The organism is Pseudomonas sp. W5-01, assembly GCF_046540435.1.
GTDB lineage: Bacteria > Pseudomonadota > Gammaproteobacteria > Pseudomonadales > Pseudomonadaceae > Aquipseudomonas > Aquipseudomonas graminis_B.
The window spans coordinates 247,182-264,592 of the sequence record NZ_JAXCIP010000005.1 but is presented as its reverse complement, the minus strand read 5'-3'; the positions used below and the strand labels follow the sequence as shown (position 1 = coordinate 264,592).

The following is a 17,411-nucleotide window of genomic DNA, read 5'->3' as shown; positions in this document are numbered from 1 at the left end:
GGCCACAAGCGATGCGTTAGCCAAAGTGGGTGTTTTTTGCGGGATCAGTGGCTGCCGGAGTGACCGAAGCCGCCAGCGCCGCGCTGACTTTCATCGAACTCTTCGACGATTTCAAACTGCGCCTGCACCACCGGCACCAGTACAAGCTGAGCCAGACGCTCGCCGATGGAGATATTGAAAGCGGTCTGGCCGCGGTTCCAGCAGGAAACCATCAGCTCGCCTTGATAATCGGAGTCGATCAGGCCCACCAGGTTGCCCAGCACGATGCCGTGTTTATGCCCCAGGCCCGAGCGCGGCAGGATCAGTGCAGCCAGGCCAGGGTCTGCGATGTATATCGACAGCCCGGTAGGAATCAGGAGGGTTTGGCCGGGTTCGAGCAGCGTGTCTTCTTTCAGCATGGCGCGCAGGTCCAGGCCGGCCGAGCCTGAAGTGGCGTAAGCGGGAAGCGGAAATTCGCTGCCAATGCGAGGGTCGAGGATCTTGGCTTGTAGAGCGTGCATTCGTGATTAAACCTGGTTCATGCGATCGGCGATAAAAGTCACCAGCTGCCGCGCGATCTTGGCTTTGCTGGTCTGGGCGAAGAGCGTCGCTTGCAACGCTCGGTCGATCACGCTGCAGGCGTTTTCTTCGCTGTTGAAGCCAATGCTGGGATTGGCAACGTCATTGGCGACGATCAGATCAAGGTTCTTGTCCTTGAGCTTGCGTGCGGCGTAATCGAGCAGGTGTTCGGTTTCGGCCGCGAAGCCGACGCTGAACGGGCGATCCGGGCGCTGGGCGAGGGTGGCGAGAATGTCCGGGTTGCGGACCATCTGCAACAGAAGACCATCCCCGGTCGTGGGATCTTTCTTCAATTTCTGCGTGGCGACGACTTCCGGCCGGTAGTCCGCGACGGCTGCGGAGGCGATGAAGAGATCGCAAGGCATGGCGTCTTCGCAGGCGGCGAGCATGTCGCGGGCGCTGACGACGTCGACACGCGACACCCGGTCAGGTGTTTGCAGGTTCACCGGGCCAGTGATCAGGGTGACCCGCGCGCCCGCTTCGGCAGCGGCTTCGGCCAGGGCGAAGCCCATTTTTCCGGAGCTGTGGTTGGTGATGTAGCGAACCGGATCGATGTTTTCCTGAGTCGGGCCGGCGGTGATCAACACGTGCTTGCCGGTCAGCGTCAGGCGCTGAAAGCAATCGGCGGCCGATTGCGCCAGGTCATTGGGTTCGAGCATGCGCCCGTAGCCCACGTCGCCACAGGCCTGGCTGCCGCTGGCCGGGCCGAACATGCGCAGACCGCGCTGTTCGAGCAGTTGCAGATTGGCCTGCACGGAGGGGTCGCGCCACATCGCCTGATTCATCGCGGGTGCGACGGCGACGATGGCATCGGTCGCCAGCACCACGGTGGTCAGCAGATCGTTGGCAATGCCTTGGGCCAGGCGGGCCATGAGGTCGGCGGTGCCCGGTGCGATGAGGATCATGTCGGCCCACTTGGCCAGCTCGATATGGCCCATGGCGGCTTCGGCTGCGGGGTCGAGCAAATCAAGGTGAACCGGATGGCCGGACAAGGCCTGCATGGTCAGCGGGGTAATAAACTCGGCGCCGCCTTTGGTCATGACGACACGGACTTCTGCACCGTGGTCGCGCAAACGGCGGACCAGTTCGGCGCTTTTGTAGGCCGCGATGCCACCGCCGACGCCGAGAACGATGCGTTTTCGATACAGCCGCTGCATAGGCCTGCCTTAAGGTCGGTTAACACGCGGCAATCATTAGCCTCCCCAGGCCTGACTGTCGCGCAAAAAAGAGCGGCTAAGATAGCACAGCGACCGCACGGGAACAGCGGCGCCACAGACAGGGAGCTGCTATGAGTATTCGCGATTGGCCGGCGGCAGAGCGTCCGCGGGAGAAGCTGCTGGAACGGGGGGCGTCGAGTCTGTCGGACGCTGAATTGCTGGCGATTTTCTTGCGCACGGGCGTCTCGGGCAGAAGTGCCGTCGACCTGGCCCGGCACCTTTTGAATCAGTTCGGCAGCCTGCGTGCATTGCTCGAAGCCAACCTGACGGCGTTCAGCAGCGAGCTGGGTCTGGGACCCGCCAAGTTCGCGCAATTGCAGGCGGTCATGGAAATGGCCCGGCGCAACATGGGCGAGGATTTGAAGCGCGATTCTGTGCTGGAAAACCCGACGCAGGTGCGTCGCTACCTCAAGGCGCTGTTAAGGCACGAGCCCCATGAAGTCTTTGGTTGCCTGTTTCTGGACAGCAAGAACCGGGTTCAGACCTTCGAAGTGTTGTTTCACGGCTCGATCAACACGGCGCATGTTCACGCGCGGCAGGTGGTCAAGCGGGCATTGGCCCACAACTCGGCGGGATTGATCCTTTGTCACAATCACCCCTCCGGCGTAAAAGACGCCAGCGAAGCCGATATCGATCTGACGCGGCACCTGAAACAGGCGCTGGCGCTGGTGGACGTGGTGGTGCTGGATCATTTGATCATCGGCGACGGCGATCCGTTGTCGATGGTTGAGTATGGGTTGATGTAGCGGCTGTAAAGCTGGCCGACAAGCTGTTCGTGGGACCGGCTTTAGCCGGGAAGGGGGCGGGCCATACCGCATTGTTGAAAGGGGACTGATTTATTTACAAAGCTTCACCGTAAATGAATCTGTCCCCGAGAGCGGAGTGTGCCCACGCCGAAGTCGAGTTCAGCGGGGTGAGGAATCTGCGTATCAAGATCAAAGGCTAAGGCGGCATGTCGTTGATGCTTAAAGCGGGGACAGATTAATTTACGGTGAAGCGCTGTAAATAAATCAGTCCCCTCCAATACACCAGTCCCCTTCAATACACCCTTCAATAGTTTCTCGCGAATTACTTCACGGTCACCTTGGAGAAATCCTGACGACCAAACGGGCTCACGCTGTAACCCTCGACGTTCTTGCGCAGCAGCGCATAGGCCGTTGGATGCGCAAGCGGCAGCCACAATGCCTGCTTCTGGATCTGCTCTTGAGCCTGGTGATACAACTTGCTGCGCTGCGCCTGATCGGTCACCGCCTTGCCCCGGCTGATCAGCTTGTCCAGCCCTTCATCGCAGTAGCGGGCGAAGTTGGTGCCGGATTTCACCGCGGCGCAGGAGAACTGCGGCGTCAGGAAGTTATCCGGATCGCCGTTATCCCCCGACCAACCCATGAACAGCAGGTCGTGCTCGCCGGTCTTGGCGCGGCGAATCAGCTCGCCCCATTCGATAACTTTGATTTCCGCCTTGATCCCTACCGCGGCCAAGTCGTTCTGCAGCAACTGCGCACCTGCGTTCGGGTTGGGGTTGAGCAAGCTACCCGACGGCCGAGTCCAGATCGTCGTCTTGAAGCCGTCTTTCAGACCGGCCTTGGCCAGCAGATCCCTGGCTTTCGCCACGTCGTGCTTGTAGCCAGGCAGGTCACTGGCGTAGCCCCAGGTATTAGGCGGATACGGACCGTTGGCCGGGCGCGCCGAGCCCTCGAATACCGCTTTCAGGTACGTGTCTTTGTCGAATGCCAGGTTAATTGCCTGACGCACTTCCGGCTTATCGAGCGGGGGATGCTGACTGTTGATCGCCAGGAAAGCGGTCATGAAGGCGTCTGTCTTTTCGACCTTCAGGTTCGAATCCTTGCCAGCTTCAGCAACATCCATCGGCTTCGGCGAGAGGGCAACCTGGCACTCATTGCGGCGAATACGTTGCAGACGAACGTTGGCGTCCGGCGTAATCGCGTAGATCAGCGCATCAACGGCTGGCTTGCCGGCGAAATAATCCGGATTGGCCTCGTAACGTACTACCGAGTCTTTCTGGAATCGCTTGAAGACAAAGGGCCCTGTGCCGATCGGCTGACTGTTGAGCTTCTCCGGGGTGCCGGCCTTCAATAGCTGCGCGGTGTACTCGGCAGAATAGATAGAAGCGAAACCCATGCTGAGCGTCGCCAGAAAGGTCGCATCCGGGTGGTCCAGGGTGATGCGCACTGTAGTGGCATCGGTCGCCTCGACTTTCTTGATGAGCGATGGCCATTGCATCGACTGCGCGTGGGGGAAGCCCTGCGCAGCGACCTTATTCCATGGATTGGCCGGATCGAGCATGCGCTTGAAGCTGAACACCACGTCGTCGGCGTTAAGCTCGCGCGTCGGGCTGAAGTAGTCGGTGTGATGGAATTTCACGCCGGCGCGCAGTTTGAAGTCATAGGTCAGCCCGTCAGGCGACACGCTCCAGCTCTGCGCCAGGCTCGGAACCAGCTTGGCGTCCTTGGCGTCGTAATCCACCAGGCGATTCATCAGCACGTCGGCCGAAGCATTGGTGGTGGTCAGCGAGTTGTACTGCACCACGTCAAAGCCTTCAGGGCTGGCTTCCGTGCAGACGCTCAGCGTCGTCGCCGCCTGGGCCAGCAATGGCGCAGACAGGGACGCGAGCAACAGGGGTAGAACGGCTAGGCGCATGGCGATTTTCCTTTCAGAGAGAGCCCATCTGCCGGCGCAGTCTGGAGAGTCAGTAACCCTAGACCATCGATTGGCGCAGAACAATCGCCACGGCGCGACGAGTGGTATATTTCCCGCCGCGCCTAACGCCGCTGGTCTTGCCGGGTATAAGGTCGGGTTATCTGGCAGGCAATTCGTGGTTTGTGTTGTTGCACCGGGGGCTTTCTGGTATAAAGCAGCGCTCTTTTCTAGGGGCCCGCTGCCTTCACCGCAGGTGTGGCCGGTAAGACCCCTGAAGAAACGCGGCGCCTGGCGCCAAATGACTGAGAGATTAAGCGGCCAACCCATGCCGGGTTGGGCATGTGGTTTTAGAGGGCTGAGGCATGTCGAGAGTATGTCAAGTTACCGGTAAGGGTCCGGTAACCGGGAATAACATTTCCCACGCAAACAACAAAACCCGTCGTCGTTTCCTGCCAAACCTGCAGCATCACCGCTTCTGGGTTGAAGAAGAGAAACGCTTCGTACGTCTGCGCGTATCTGCCAAAGGCATGCGCATCATCGACAAGCGTGGTATCACGGTTGTTCTGGCCGAAATCCGCCGTGCTGGCGCTAAGGTTTAAGGGAGAAAATCATGCGTGAATTGATCCGTTTGGTGTCGACCGCTAACACCGGCCACTTCTACACCACCGACAAGAACAAGCGCACGACTCCGGACAAAATCGAAATTAAAAAATTCGATCCGGTTGTTCGTAAGCACGTGATCTACAAAGAAGCCAAAATCAAGTAATTGATTTTTGCGTCTTACGAAAAAGCCCGCAGCGATGCGGGCTTTTTTGTGGGTGAAATAAAGTCGGTCACCTGAGGCTCAGGCCTTCTGTTCGAACACCACATAGATCTTGCGGCATGCTTCCAGCACTTCCCACGTACCCTTGAACCCGGCAGGAATCACAAAACGGTCACCCGCGCGCAGGGTTTTTGACTTGCCTGCTTCGTCACGAAGGACCGAGACGCCCTGCACGATTTCACAGTACTCGTGCTCGGTGTAATTCACTTTCCACTGACCGACTTCCCCTTCCCAGACGCCTGCATTCAGCTGCCCGCACGGGCTGTTGTAATGGTTGTAAACCGTCTGGTTCGGCTCGCCCTTGAGGATCTTTTCAGCCGCAGGCGTGAAACGCTCCGCTGCAGTAGTGGCTTCGCTGAAGTCGACAATGCTTTCGATGCTCATATCTGATTCCTGAAAGTGGGCGCTGCGTGATTGTTGCTTGCCGAGGGCCGGATGGAAAGCGCAAGCGAGTGCGGGGACTGTTGAATAAAATGCACGATCCGGCCAGATTTCGCCCGCTTATGTCCAATATATTGGAAATCCGCCCAATGCTGGTTTAGGGTGGCGAATGCCTTCGGCCGATCCGATGACGCGTCAGGCACTGTCCTGAAGCCCGATTCGAGTGCGAAGACGCGCCTATTTCATAAGAGGAGGACGTTTCATGACCACCCTGACTCATGCTGACTGGGAACAACGCGCCCAGGATTTGAAAATCGAAGGCCGTGCTTTCATCAACGGTGAATACACAGACGCCGCATCCGGCTCGACGTTCGACTGCATCAGTCCGGTCGATGGCCGCTTCCTCGCCCATGTCGCCAGTTGTGACGCCGCCGATGCGCAACGCGCCGTCGAAAACGCCCGGGCTACGTTCAATTCCGGCGTCTGGTCGCGATTGGCGCCGGCCAAGCGCAAGGCAGCCATGCTTCGTCTGGCAGAGCTGATCAACGAAAACGTTGAAGAACTCGCGCTGCTTGAAACCCTCGACATGGGCAAGCCCATCAGCGATTCCTACGGTATCGACATTCCCGGCTCCGCCCAGGCATTGAGCTGGAGCGGCGAGGCCATCGACAAGCTGTACGACGAAGTGGCGCCGACCCCGCACGATCAACTGGGGCTGGTGACTCGCGAACCGATTGGCGTAGTGGCGGCTATTGTGCCGTGGAATTTCCCGCTGCTGATGGCGTCCTGGAAGCTCGGCCCTGCGCTGTCGAGCGGCAATTCGGTGATCCTCAAGCCATCGGAAAAATCCCCGCTGACCGCCATCCGCGTCGCTCAACTCGCCATTGAGGCCGGTATTCCGGCCGGCGTGCTGAACGTGCTGCCGGGTTACGGCCACACGGTGGGTAAAGCGCTGGCGTTGCACATGGGCGTCGACACCGCTGTATTCACCGGTTCGACGAAGATCGCCAAGCAGTTGCTGATCTACTCGGGCGAATCGAACATGAAGCGCGTCTGGCTGGAAGCCGGCGGCAAAAGCCCGAACATCGTCTTCGCCGATGCGCCGGATCTGCAGGCTGCGGCCGAATCTGCGGCCAGCGCCATTGCTTTCAACCAGGGCGAGGTCTGCACGGCCGGCTCACGTCTGTTGGTCGAGCGCTCGATCAAGGAGAAATTCCTGCCGATGGTGATCGACGCGTTGAAAGCCTGGAAGCCGGGCAATCCCCTCGATCCGTCGACAACCGTTGGCGCGCTGGTCGATACCCAGCAGATGAATACAGTGTTGTCGTACATCGAAGCTGGCCACACAGACGGCGCCAAGTTGGTCGTCGGTGGCAAGCGCATCCTTCAGGAAACCGGCGGCACCTACGTCGAGCCGACGATTTTCGACGGTGTGACCAACGCGATGAAGATCGCTCAGGAAGAGATCTTTGGACCGGTGCTTTCTGTGCTGACCTTCGATACCGCTGAAGAAGCCATTCAGATTGCTAACGACACACCTTATGGCCTGGCTGCGGCGGTGTGGACGGCTGACTTGTCCAAGGCGCACTTGACCGCGAAGGCGTTGCGCGCGGGCAGCGTGTGGGTCAATCAGTACGATGGCGGCGACATGACCGCGCCGTTCGGTGGCTTCAAACAGTCTGGTAACGGCCGCGACAAGTCACTGCATGCGTTCGACAAATACACCGAGCTGAAGGCGACCTGGATCAAGCTGTAGAGAGTCGCGCGCGATCAACCCTCAGTCGCTGTAAAAAACCAACGCAGCCGGGCTTACTCAAAGCCCGGCTGTTTTGTTTCGTCCTTTTGAGCCACAGGAGCGTGGTGATGCGTTGGGGTACTTATTTCGCCGTGCTGGCGTCGGTATTGAGCGTCGGCCTGGCGCTGGGCGTGAGCATGCCGCTGGTATCGCTGCGTCTGGAAGCCTGGGGTTACGGCGCGTTTGCCATCGGCGTCATGGCTGCGATGCCGGCCATTGGTGTGCTACTGGGTGCCAGCCTTGCCAGCCGACTCGCTTCAAGACTCGGCACCGCCAACCTCATGCGGCTATGCCTGTGGGCCGGGTCGGTTTCAGTGGGTTTGCTGGCGTTACTGCCTGACTACTGGATCTGGTTGGTCCTGCGCCTGATGCTCGGGACAATCCTCACCATTGTGTTCGTGCTCGGCGAAAGCTGGATCAACCAGTTGGTCATCGAAAGGCTGCGCGGCAAGCTGGTGGCGCTGTACGGCAGTTCCTACGCACTGAGTCAGCTGGGCGGGCCGGTGCTGCTGGGCTTCATTGGCACGGGAGCAGACTACGGGTTCTGGGTCGGGACCCTGTTGCTGGCGGTATCGCCGTTTCTGTTGCTGGGCAGAACAGGCGCGCCGAGCGCGGAATCCAGCCATGTCACGCTGCGCGATCTCGGCGGTTTCTGTCGGAGTTTGCCGGCGATTGCATGGGCCATCGCGTTATTCGCCGGGTTTGAAGCGATGATTCTGACCTTGCTGCCGGTATATTGCCTGCAGCAGGGTTTCACGCCTGAAATCGCCTTGGCGATGGTCAGTACCGTGGTGGTGGGTGATGCGCTTCTGCAGCTGCCGATTGGCGCGCTGGCCGACAGGGTGTCCCGTCGGCGGCTGTTCTCCGGGTGTGCGCTGGTGCTGACGGTGTCGAGCCTGGCGATTCCGCTGCTGGTCGACACAATCGCCATCTGGCCGCTGTGGGTGCTGTTCGGCGCAAGCGCGGGCGGACTGTTCACGCTGTCGCTGATTCTGATTGGCGAGCGTTACCGCGACGACGCTCTGGTGCGCGCCAATGCCCATGTCGCTCAGCTGTGGGGGATCGGTTGCCTGCTCGGCCCCTTGGCGGCAGGCGCTGGCAGCCAATGGGTCAGCGGTCAGGCGCTGCCGTTATTGATGGCGGCGGGCGCGCTGGGGTTGGTCATCCTGTCCCAGCGTCCCAAGGCATTTGGCGCGCATGCGGTGGCGGCTTAGAGCATCTTTTCCAGGCCGACCGCCGTGCTGAACCAGGCGTTCATCCGGCGCCACCAGTCGCCAGGCTCTTTGGACAGGGTATGGATTTTGCCGTTGTCCTCGGTTACCCACACCAGTCGGTCGTTCTCCAGCTTGACCTGATAACTGATGGCCGGCGCCATGCCCTGAAGCGCCAGCTCGCGCAGGTATTCGGTCAGCTCGGGGCTGTCGACCAGCACGCCGACTTCGGTGTTCCACAGCACCGACCGTGGGTCGAAATTGAACGAACCCACGAACATTTTCTGCCGATCAAAGATCATCGCCTTGCTGTGCAGGCTTGATTCCGAGCCGCCCTTGATCAGGTTTGTGTGCAGAAATGCAGGACCGCTGCCCTTGGCGTTGCTCGGGTCGCCAGGCTGGCGGCGCAGTTCGAACAGCTTCACGCCGTGCTCCAGCAGCGCTCGGCGGTACGGCGCATAGCCGCCATGCACCGCCGGCACGTCGGTGGCCTCCAGCGAGTTCGTCAACAGGTTCACCGACACGCCCTTGTCAGAGAGCCCGGTCAGGTAAACCAGGCCTTCCTGCCCGGGCACGAAGTAGGCCGAGATCAGCATCAGTTCCTTATGCACGTTGCCGAGGTCAGGGCTCAGTTGGGTCGCCAGCAGCAGGTGCGGGTCAGGCTCGCCGCGTGACAGCACCTTGGTCGGCGCGTCCCACAAGGCCTGGTTGTGCGCCCATATCAGCTCATTGAGCCAGGTCTTCATGCGTGGGTGAGGCCGATAGTCCATCAGCCGTTCATACAAGGCCTTTTTGTCCACGTGTGCCTGATCCAGCGACTCGGCCAGACGCACGCGCGCGGTGGCCAGATCCTTGCGGTCGGGCGGCCAGTAGAGGAAGTCATCGATCGGCTTGCTGAGCGTGCTGTTCCAGTACTGATCGAAACTGTGACCCAGCTGTTCGGCGACCGGGCCCACGCTGAGCATGTCGATGTCGGTGAAATTCAGATTGGGTTCGGCGTCGAAATACTCGTCGCCCAGATTGCGCCCGCCGACGATGGCCACGGCGCCGTCGGCCAGCCACAGCTTGTTGTGCATGCGTCGATGCTGCTGGGACAGATTGAAGAGCCGACCCAGATTACGGGTGGCGCCCATGCTGCGGCCCAGATTGAGCGGATTGAACAGGCGGATCTGAATGTTCGGGTGCGCAGCGAGTGTGGCAATGACTTCATCCAGCCCGTCGCTGGTGGTGTCGTCCAGCAGGATGCGCACGCGGACGCCGCGATCGGCAGCCTTGAGCAATTCGTCCACCAGCGCCCGGGTGCTCAGGCCGTCGTGAACGATGTAGTACTGCAAGTCCAGGCTGGTCTTGGCGTTGCGAATCAGCTCGGCGCGGGCCATGAAGGCTTCAGTGCTGTTGGGCAGCAGGCGGAAGCCCGAGCGGCCCTCGTGAGGCGCCGCCTGGGCCATGATCGAGCGCCCGAAGGAAGACTGCGCCGCCGGGAGTGCCTGACTCGGACCGTCGGGGGCGGGCGCGTGTGCGCAACCGCTGAGGCCGAGGGCGAGAGCCAGGAGGAGGGGCACCGCCCGTAAGTTCATCAACGCGGTCATCCGAAAATCAGTCATGGCGATATGACCGCGCTTTCTCCAAAAGGTTAAAAGCTGCACAACGTTATGCAGGGTCAGCGCGCTGCATGAGCAACGCCGTGGCAGCGCCGACCTTGCGCACCGCGTCCTCGATTTGCGCGGTCGGCTTGGCAGCAAAGTTCATGCGCAGGCAATTTCTGTATTTGCCGGACGCCGAAAATATGCTGCCAACGGCAATCTGTACGCCTTGTCCCTTCAACGCGCGGTTCAGGCGCAAGGAGTCGAAATCTTCCGGCAGTTCTATCCACAGCATGAAGCCGCCTTGAGGGCGACTCACGCGGGTGCCTTCCGGGAAGTAGCGCGTGACCCAGCCTGTCATCAGGTCGCGACTGCGCTGGTACTGGCCGCGCATCCGGCGCATGTGCGGCTCGTAGTGCCCGGCCTTGAGAAAATCGGAAATCGCCAGTTGTGGCTGGGTCGCAGTGGAACCGGTGCTGATGTATTTCATGTGCAGCGCGCGATCAAGGTATCGACCGGGCGCGACCCAACCGACGCGCAAACCCGGCGCCAGCGTCTTGGAAAACGAGCTGCAGAGCAGAACGCGGCCGTCTTCGTCGAAGGATTTGATCGTGCGCGGGCGCGGGTAGGTGTAGGCCAGATCGCCATACACATCGTCTTCGATGATCGCCACATCGAAGCGTTGCGCCAGGGTCAACAGCGCACGTTTGCGGTCCTCCGGCATGATGTAGCCCAGCGGGTTGTTGCAGCTCGGGGTTAGCTGTATGGCTTTGATCGGCCACTGTTCCAGCGCCAGCTCCAGCGCGTCGAGGCTGATGCCGGTGAGCGGGTCGGTGGGGATTTCCAGGGCTTTCATGCCCAGCCCCTTGAGCGCCTGCATGGCGCCGTGAAAGCTGGGCGAGTCGACTGCGACGATGTCGCCCGGCTGGCACACCGACCGGATGCAGATAGCCAGTGCCTCCTGAGCGCCGGTGGTGATTACCAGATCATCCGGATCGATGTTGGTGCCGGAATCCAGCAACAGCCGGGCGACTTGTTCCCGCAGGCAGCGCCGACCGTGGATGTTGTCGTAATACAGCCCGGGCATGTCCAAACGACGGCTGATCCTGCCCAGCGCCTGGGTCAGTGGGCGCAAGGTGGGGCTGGTGACGTCGGGCATGCCGCGCCCCAGCTGAACGACGTCAGGGCTGGGTGCGGCTCGCGCCAGTTCCAGCACTTGATCCCACTGAGAGATTTCCACCGGGCGCTGCGCGGGGCGGCCAATCGCAGGCAGGGCGGGCGTCTTGCGGCCGGCCGGTACGAAATACCCGGACTTGGGGCGCGGAAGTGCGAGGCCGTTGTCTTCCAGCAATCGATACGCCTGCTGCACCGTACTCAGGCTGACGCCATGCTCAAGACTCAACGCACGCACCGAGGGGAGCCGGTCGCCGGGGCGATAAAAGCCGTTTTCGATGCGCGTGCCGAGCAGTTCGGCGAGGTTGACGTACAGGGTCATGGCGTACTCCCACAGGCGATGCGATCGGCAGACCGATACAGATGTGGGGAAAATACAGCATTCAGCGCGGTATTAAACCGATCTGTATGCAAAGAATAATAATTCTTTGGATCTGTAATGGTTTTCCATACAGACACATCATGAATTCACTCGAAACCCACCATGAGGTGTCTGGAAATGAGCGGAATAAGTGATGTTCGGTTAATGCTGTATGGCGGTGAGCTGGTTCGTGACCATGAAGCAAGCTCGCGCATCAACGCGCCGGACGGGCTGGGAGTGTTTGGGCTGTTTCAGCATCGTCGGGCCACCCGGCGCGCGTTGTTGAAACTGACTGACGAGCAGCTGAAGGATATTGGCTTGAGCTGCGAGCAGGCGAGGGATGAAGGACTCAAGCCGTTCTGGCGCGAATGAGGCCTGTGATGCGGTCGGCCTCGCAGCGGCGAGTTCGGTTAGACCAGCTCTTTGAACCGGTGCCACAACATCCCCAGTGCCAGTAACGGCGAGCGCAAATGTTTGCCGCCCGGGAAGGTGATATGTGGCACTTTGGCAAAGAGCTCGAACCCGCCACTGTGTTGGCCGCTAATGGCTTCAGCCAATAGTTTGCCGGCCAGATGCGTTGCGTTCAGCCCGTGCCCCGCATACGCCTGGGCATAGAACACATTTGGATGCGTGTGCAGTCGTCCGATCTGCGGCAAGCGGTTGGCGCCGATGCCAATCATTCCGCCCCACTGAAAATCGATCTTCACGTCTTTGAGCTGAGGGAACACCTTGAGCATCTTCGGCTGCATGTACGCGGCGATGTCGCTCGGGTCCCGGCCTGAGTAGTGGCAAGCGCCGCCGAACAGCAGGCGCCGATCCGCCGACAGCCGAAAATAATCCACCGCCACGCGCTGATCGCACATCGCGGTATTGCGTGGAATCAGTTGGCTGGCGAGTGCTTCGCTCAGTGGCTCTGTGGCAATGACATAACTGCCAGCGGGCAAAACCTTGCCACTCAACTCCCCGTCGAGCCCATTGAGATAGGCGTTACAGCCCAGCACCAGCGTACTGGCGCGCACCCGTCCGTGGGCTGTATGAATGCTGACTTCTGCCCCGTATTCCAGCCGCGTCGCTGCCGAGTGTTCGAATACCTGCACGCCCAGCGACTGGGCGATGGCGGATTCTCCCAGTGCGAGATTCAGCGGGTGCAGATGGCCCGAGCCCATGTCCAGCAGGGCGCCGGCATAGTTGGGAGAGCCGATGATGCTGCTGAGGTTGCGCGCTTCAATCAATTCAAGCGGATGTCGGTAACCCAGGCTGCGCAGCTCTTCGGCGTCTTTGGCAAAACCTTCGAATTCCCTGGGCTTGTTCGCCAGGTCGCAATAGCCCCAGGTCAGATCGCAGTCGATCTGGTATTTGTTGACACGCTCGCGGACGATTTCCACCGCTTCCAGGCCCATCAGCTTAAGCTGACGAACGCCGTCCTCGCCGATGACATTGCTGAACTGATCCACATCATGGCCGACGCCGCGGATCAGTTGCCCGCCGTTGCGCCCGCTCGCGCCCCAACCGATCTTGTGCGCCTCCAGCAGCACCACCTTCAAGCCGCGTTCAGCCAGCTCGATCGCCGTGTTCAGCCCGGAAAACCCGCCGCCGATGATGCAGACGTCGGTTTTGACCTCGCCGTGCAGGGCAGGGGAGGCAGGCTGGGTATGGCGAGTGGCGGCGTAGTAAGACGCCGCGTGATCAGACAATCCGGGCTGGGGAGGCCGAGCATTCATGTTGAATATCCCGAGAGCACTGTTTGGAAAATTTTACGGAGGGTAGCGGGGTCAGGGTGCCCGGGCAAGAAAATGCCGGTGGATGATCATCCGGGTGTCAGTCGCAGAGGCGCTGGGGCACAATCAGTACCTTTCACAGGAGAAACTGCCGCGATGGCCTGCAACAGCGAGAAAATCCGCGATCTGCGGCGGCAGATTCCGTCGTTCGAATGCGTCCCGGGATGCCACGATTGCTGCGGGCCGGTGACCACGTCGTCCGAAGAAATGTCGCGTTTACCGCGCAAGACGCCGGCCGAGCAGGAAGCGGCCCTCAACGAGCTGAACTGCGTACACCTGGGACCCAATGGCTGCACCGTCTACGACGAGCGTCCGCTGATTTGTCGCCTGTTCGGCACCACCAAGACCCTGCCATGCCCCAATGGCCGCCGCCCTGATGTGTTGATTCACCCCCGCGCCGAGAAGCAGGTGCATGAGTTCATCGCCTCGACGCGGCAGGTGCTGGTTTAGCCGAAGCCATTTGCGGTGCGCCGGTTTTGGATGCCTATTCCGGAATCGGCAGGCACAAGCTCTCCTTCACCTCTTCCATCACGATGTAGCTCTTGGACTCCCGCACATGGGGCAGCTTGAGGAGGATGTCGCCCAGCAGCTTGCGGTACGACGCCATCTCGGAAATCCGCGCTTTTACCAGATAGTCGAAATCCCCCGACACCAGATGGCATTCCAGCACATGGGGCAGTTTGAGCACCGCGCGGCGAAATTCTTCAAAGGTGTCGCCAGACTTATAGTCCAGGCTGATCTCGACAAACACCAACAAGCTGGCCTTGAGGTTCTGCGGATTAAGGCGGGCGTTGTAGCCCATGATGATGCCTTCACGCTCCAGGCGCCGAACCCGTTCTGTGCATGGCGTGGTAGACAGCCCGACCCGTTCGCCCAGTTCAGTGAAGGAGATCCGGCCATCGTTTTGCAGGATGCGCAGGATGTTGCGGTCGATCTTGTCCAGCTCGCGTTTGGACTGGTGCTGGGTGCGCATCGATAAGCCCTCTGCCAAAGCGTCGGTTGCCGAGAAGAAACGCCGAATATAGGCGTTTATATAGTCAAAAGCACTGCTCGGGCCTTTTTATACTGCGCACATCCTTGCTTAAACTTGAAAACGTCAGCGGATATCCGCGATGAGGGAATCAACATGCGCGTTCTGGTCCTTGGAAGTGGCGTAATCGGTACCACCAGTGCGTATTACCTGGCGCGTGCGGGCTTCGAGGTGACTGTCGTTGACCGTCAACCGGCCGCTGCCATGGAAACCAGTTTCGCCAACGCCGGGCAGGTCTCGCCGGGCTACGCTTCGCCATGGGCCGCGCCGGGTGTGCCGCTCAAGGCCCTCAAGTGGTTGCTGCAGCGCCACGCGCCGCTGGCCATCAAGGCAACAGCCGATATCGATCAGTACCTGTGGATGGCGCAGATGCTGCGCAACTGCACCCAGAACCGCTACGCCGTGAACAAAGAGCGCATGGTTCGCCTCTCCGAATACAGCCGCGACTGCCTCGATGAGTTGCGTGCCGAGACCGGCATTGCCTACGAAGGCCGCAGCCTGGGCACGACTCAGCTGTTCCGCACTCAGGAGCAACTGGATAACGCCGCCAAGGACATCGCCGTGCTCAAGCAGGCCGGCGTGCCTTATGAAGTGCTCGACCGTGAAGGCATCGCCCGGGTCGAGCCGGCGTTGGCCAGCGTCAGCAACATCCTCAGCGGCGCACTGCGCCTTCCGAACGACCAGACCGGCGACTGCCAGCTGTTCACCACGCGTCTGGCCGAGATGTGTGTGAAGCTGGGCGTTGAGTTCCGCTTCGGCCAGTCCATCGAATCCATTGATTTCGCGGGCGACACCATCAACGGCGTGCGCATCAACGGAAAACTCGAAACGGCTGACCGCTACGTACTGGCGCTCGGCAGCTACTCGCCGCAACTGCTCAAGCCCCTTGGCATCAAGGCGCCGGTTTATCCGCTCAAGGGCTACTCGCTGACGGTGCCGATCACCAACCCGGCGATGGCGCCGACGTCGACCATCCTTGACGAGACCTACAAGGTGGCGATTACCCGCTTCGACAACCGTATTCGTGTGGGCGGCATGGCCGAGATCGCTGGCTTCGACCTGTCGCTCAATCCCCGTCGCCGCCAGACGCTGGAGATGATCGTCAACGACCTCTATCCTCACGGCGGCGACCTGCAGCAGGCCAGCTTCTGGACCGGTCTGCGCCCGACGACGCCGGACGGCACGCCGATCGTCGGCGCAACGCCGTACCGCAATCTGTTCCTCAACACTGGCCATGGCACATTGGGTTGGACGATGGCCTGCGGTTCAGGCAGATTGCTGGCTGACCTTATCACTCGCAAGACGCCACAAATCAGTGCTGAAGGCCTCGATATTTCTCGTTATGGCAGTTCCAGGGAGATCGCAAAACATGTCCATTCAGCGCCAGCTCACCAATGAGCGCATGAGCCAGTTGGTCGTCCATAACGGCACCGTTTACCTTGCCGGGCAAGTGGCCGACGATATGGCGGCGGGGATCGAGCAACAGACCCGCGAAACGCTTCACAACATTGAGCGACTGCTGGACCTGGCCGGTACCGACAAGACCCGCATTCTGTCAGTGACGATCTACCTGAAAGACATCGACGCGCACTTTGCCGGCATGAACAGCGTCTGGGACACCTGGCTGCCGAAAGGCCTGGCCCCTGCGCGTGCAACGGTTGAAGCCAAGCTGTGCGAGCCGGAGATTCTGGTTGAACTGTCGGTGATTGCGGCGCTGCCGTAGCTCATCCACCTATATCCATCTATTGACCCACAAGAAGCCCCACCATGCGTCCAGCCCGCGCCCTTATCGACCTTCAGGCCTTGCGCCACAACTACCAGCTGGCGCGCGACACCGCTGGCGCCAAGGCGCTCGCTGTCATCAAAGCGGATGCCTACGGTCACGGCGCGGTGCGGGTTGCGCAGGCGCTGGAATCCGAAGCCGATGGTTTTGCCGTGGCGTGCATTGAAGAAGCGCTGGAGCTTCGTCAGGCCGGGATCAAGGCTCCGATTCTGCTGCTGGAAGGCTTTTTCGAGGCCGACGAACTGGCGCTGATCGTCGAGCATGATTTCTGGTGCGTGGTGCATTCCCTCTGGCAACTCGATGCCATCGAGCAAACCGCCCTCGGCAAGCCGCTGAATGTGTGGCTGAAGATGGATTCGGGCATGCACCGCGTTGGCATCCATCCCGCGGATTTTCAGGCGGCGCACCAACGGCTGCTGAACAGCGGCAAGGCCGCCAAGATTGTCCTGATGACCCACTTCGCTCGCGCCGACGAACTCGACAGCGTCCGTACCGACGAGCAAGTGGCGATTTTTCAATCGGCGCGTGCCGGGTTGGCCGCTGAAGTCAGCCTGCGCAATTCCCCCGCCGTCATGGGCTGGCCCAGCGTGCCAAGTGACTGGGTGCGTCCGGGGATCATGCTCTACGGCGCGACGCCGTTTGATCAGTCGCAATCGGTCGCCGATCGGTTGCGGCCGGTCATGACCCTGGAGTCCCGGGTGATCTGCGTGCGTGACCTGCCCGTCGGTGAGCCAGTGGGCTACGGCGGTACATTCGTCGCCGAGCGCAATATGCGCATCGGTGTGGTCGCGATGGGCTATGCCGACGGCTATCCGCGGCAGGCGCCCACCGGTACCCCCGTGATGGTCGACGGTCATCGCAGTCAGTTGCTCGGGCGTGTGTCGATGGACATGCTCTGCGTCGACCTCACCGACGTGCCGGGCGCAGGGGTGGGCAGCCGCGTCGAGCTGTGGGGCAAGCACATCCTGATCAGTGATGTTGCGTCGAGCGCGGACATGATTCCCTATCAGATTCTCTGCAATCTCAAGCGCGTGCCAAGGCTCTATTCCGAGGCCTGATC

General features: G+C 60.6%; 18 protein-coding genes. 10 read left to right on the top strand and 8 right to left on the bottom strand.

Going from position 1 to position 17,411, the window contains the following annotated elements:
* Positions 1-44: 44 nt before the first annotated feature.
* Positions 45-500: a dUTP diphosphatase gene (gene dut, locus SLW75_RS17985; protein ID WP_192130657.1), complete on the bottom strand. Its 456-nt coding sequence runs from the start codon at positions 498-500 to the stop codon at positions 45-47.
* A 6-nt stretch (positions 501-506) separates the two neighbouring features.
* Complete coding sequence (coaBC, locus tag SLW75_RS17980; protein ID WP_065988235.1) at positions 507-1,715, bottom strand: bifunctional phosphopantothenoylcysteine decarboxylase/phosphopantothenate--cysteine ligase CoaBC; 1,209 nt, start codon at positions 1,713-1,715, stop codon at positions 507-509.
* Between the two features lie 131 nt (positions 1,716-1,846).
* Here coaBC and radC point away from each other — a divergent pair, with 131 nt between their 5' ends.
* A complete protein-coding gene (gene radC / locus SLW75_RS17975; RefSeq protein ID WP_065988236.1) occupies positions 1,847-2,521 on the top strand; it encodes a RadC family protein in 675 nt (224 codons plus the stop codon).
* A gap of 322 nt (positions 2,522-2,843) precedes the next feature.
* Here the strand turns inward: radC and SLW75_RS17970 are convergent, their stop codons facing one another.
* Complete coding sequence (locus tag SLW75_RS17970; RefSeq protein WP_410935076.1) at positions 2,844-4,433, bottom strand: ABC transporter substrate-binding protein; 1,590 nt, start codon at positions 4,431-4,433, stop codon at positions 2,844-2,846.
* Between the two features lie 362 nt (positions 4,434-4,795).
* Between SLW75_RS17970 and rpmB the strand changes: the two genes are divergently transcribed.
* Positions 4,796-5,032, top strand: coding sequence for a 50S ribosomal protein L28 (gene rpmB, locus SLW75_RS17965; RefSeq protein WP_037016669.1), 237 nt, complete (start codon positions 4,796-4,798; stop codon positions 5,030-5,032).
* A gap of 11 nt (positions 5,033-5,043) precedes the next feature.
* Positions 5,044-5,199 (top strand): 50S ribosomal protein L33, encoded by a 156-nt coding sequence (gene rpmG / locus SLW75_RS17960; protein WP_010225867.1) that lies wholly within the window; start codon positions 5,044-5,046, stop codon positions 5,197-5,199.
* A 78-nt stretch (positions 5,200-5,277) separates the two neighbouring features.
* Here the strand turns inward: rpmG and SLW75_RS17955 are convergent, their stop codons facing one another.
* The gene (locus tag SLW75_RS17955) at positions 5,278-5,640 is read right to left on the bottom strand and encodes a cupin domain-containing protein (RefSeq protein WP_065988238.1); all 363 of its coding nucleotides are present in this window, start codon (positions 5,638-5,640) and stop codon (positions 5,278-5,280) included.
* A 259-nt stretch (positions 5,641-5,899) separates the two neighbouring features.
* On the opposite strand from SLW75_RS17955, the gene SLW75_RS17950 reads away from it, so the two are divergent.
* On the top strand, positions 5,900-7,393 hold the full coding sequence (locus SLW75_RS17950) for an aldehyde dehydrogenase (protein ID WP_410935075.1): 1,494 nt from the start codon (positions 5,900-5,902) through the stop codon (positions 7,391-7,393).
* Positions 7,394-7,500: 107 nt separating this feature from the next.
* Positions 7,501-8,646, top strand: coding sequence for an MFS transporter (locus tag SLW75_RS17945; RefSeq protein WP_410935074.1), 1,146 nt, complete (start codon positions 7,501-7,503; stop codon positions 8,644-8,646).
* Here the strand turns inward: SLW75_RS17945 and SLW75_RS17940 are convergent.
* Positions 8,643-10,247, bottom strand: coding sequence for a phospholipase D family protein (locus SLW75_RS17940; protein WP_410935073.1), 1,605 nt, complete (start codon positions 10,245-10,247; stop codon positions 8,643-8,645). The two genes, SLW75_RS17945 and SLW75_RS17940, sit on opposite strands and share 4 nt — an antisense overlap.
* A 46-nt stretch (positions 10,248-10,293) precedes the next feature.
* Positions 10,294-11,721, bottom strand: coding sequence for a PLP-dependent aminotransferase family protein (locus SLW75_RS17935; RefSeq protein WP_410935072.1), 1,428 nt, complete (start codon positions 11,719-11,721; stop codon positions 10,294-10,296).
* Between the two features lie 177 nt (positions 11,722-11,898).
* Here SLW75_RS17935 and SLW75_RS17930 point away from each other — a divergent pair, with 177 nt between their 5' ends.
* Entirely contained in the window at positions 11,899-12,132 is a 234-nt protein-coding gene (locus SLW75_RS17930) for a DUF1127 domain-containing protein (protein WP_410935071.1), read from the top strand.
* Positions 12,133-12,170: 38 nt separating this feature from the next.
* On the opposite strand, the gene SLW75_RS17925 is transcribed toward SLW75_RS17930, so the two are convergent.
* The gene (locus SLW75_RS17925) at positions 12,171-13,481 is read right to left on the bottom strand and encodes an NAD(P)/FAD-dependent oxidoreductase (protein ID WP_410935070.1); all 1,311 of its coding nucleotides are present in this window, start codon (positions 13,479-13,481) and stop codon (positions 12,171-12,173) included.
* Between the two features lie 153 nt (positions 13,482-13,634).
* Between SLW75_RS17925 and SLW75_RS17920 the strand changes: the two genes are divergently transcribed.
* Entirely contained in the window at positions 13,635-13,988 is a 354-nt protein-coding gene (locus tag SLW75_RS17920) for a YkgJ family cysteine cluster protein (protein WP_265387651.1), read from the top strand.
* A gap of 34 nt (positions 13,989-14,022) precedes the next feature.
* Here the strand turns inward: SLW75_RS17920 and dadR are convergent, their stop codons facing one another.
* Entirely contained in the window at positions 14,023-14,511 is a 489-nt protein-coding gene (dadR, locus tag SLW75_RS17915; RefSeq protein ID WP_065988245.1) for a transcriptional regulator DadR, read from the bottom strand.
* 153 nt (positions 14,512-14,664) lie between these two features.
* On the opposite strand from dadR, the gene dadA reads away from it, so the two are divergent.
* From dadA to alr, 3 genes are read left to right on the top strand one after another with little or no spacing between them, the layout of a single operon-like run.
* Positions 14,665-15,966: a D-amino acid dehydrogenase gene (gene dadA / locus SLW75_RS17910; protein WP_410935069.1), complete on the top strand. Its 1,302-nt coding sequence runs from the start codon at positions 14,665-14,667 to the stop codon at positions 15,964-15,966.
* On the top strand, positions 15,938-16,291 hold the full coding sequence (locus tag SLW75_RS17905; RefSeq protein WP_065988247.1) for a RidA family protein: 354 nt from the start codon (positions 15,938-15,940) through the stop codon (positions 16,289-16,291). The genes dadA and SLW75_RS17905 overlap by 29 nt, the downstream gene beginning before the upstream one ends.
* A 44-nt stretch (positions 16,292-16,335) precedes the next feature.
* The gene (gene alr, locus SLW75_RS17900; protein ID WP_410935068.1) at positions 16,336-17,409 is read left to right on the top strand and encodes an alanine racemase; all 1,074 of its coding nucleotides are present in this window, start codon (positions 16,336-16,338) and stop codon (positions 17,407-17,409) included.
* Positions 17,410-17,411 lie beyond the last annotated feature (2 nt).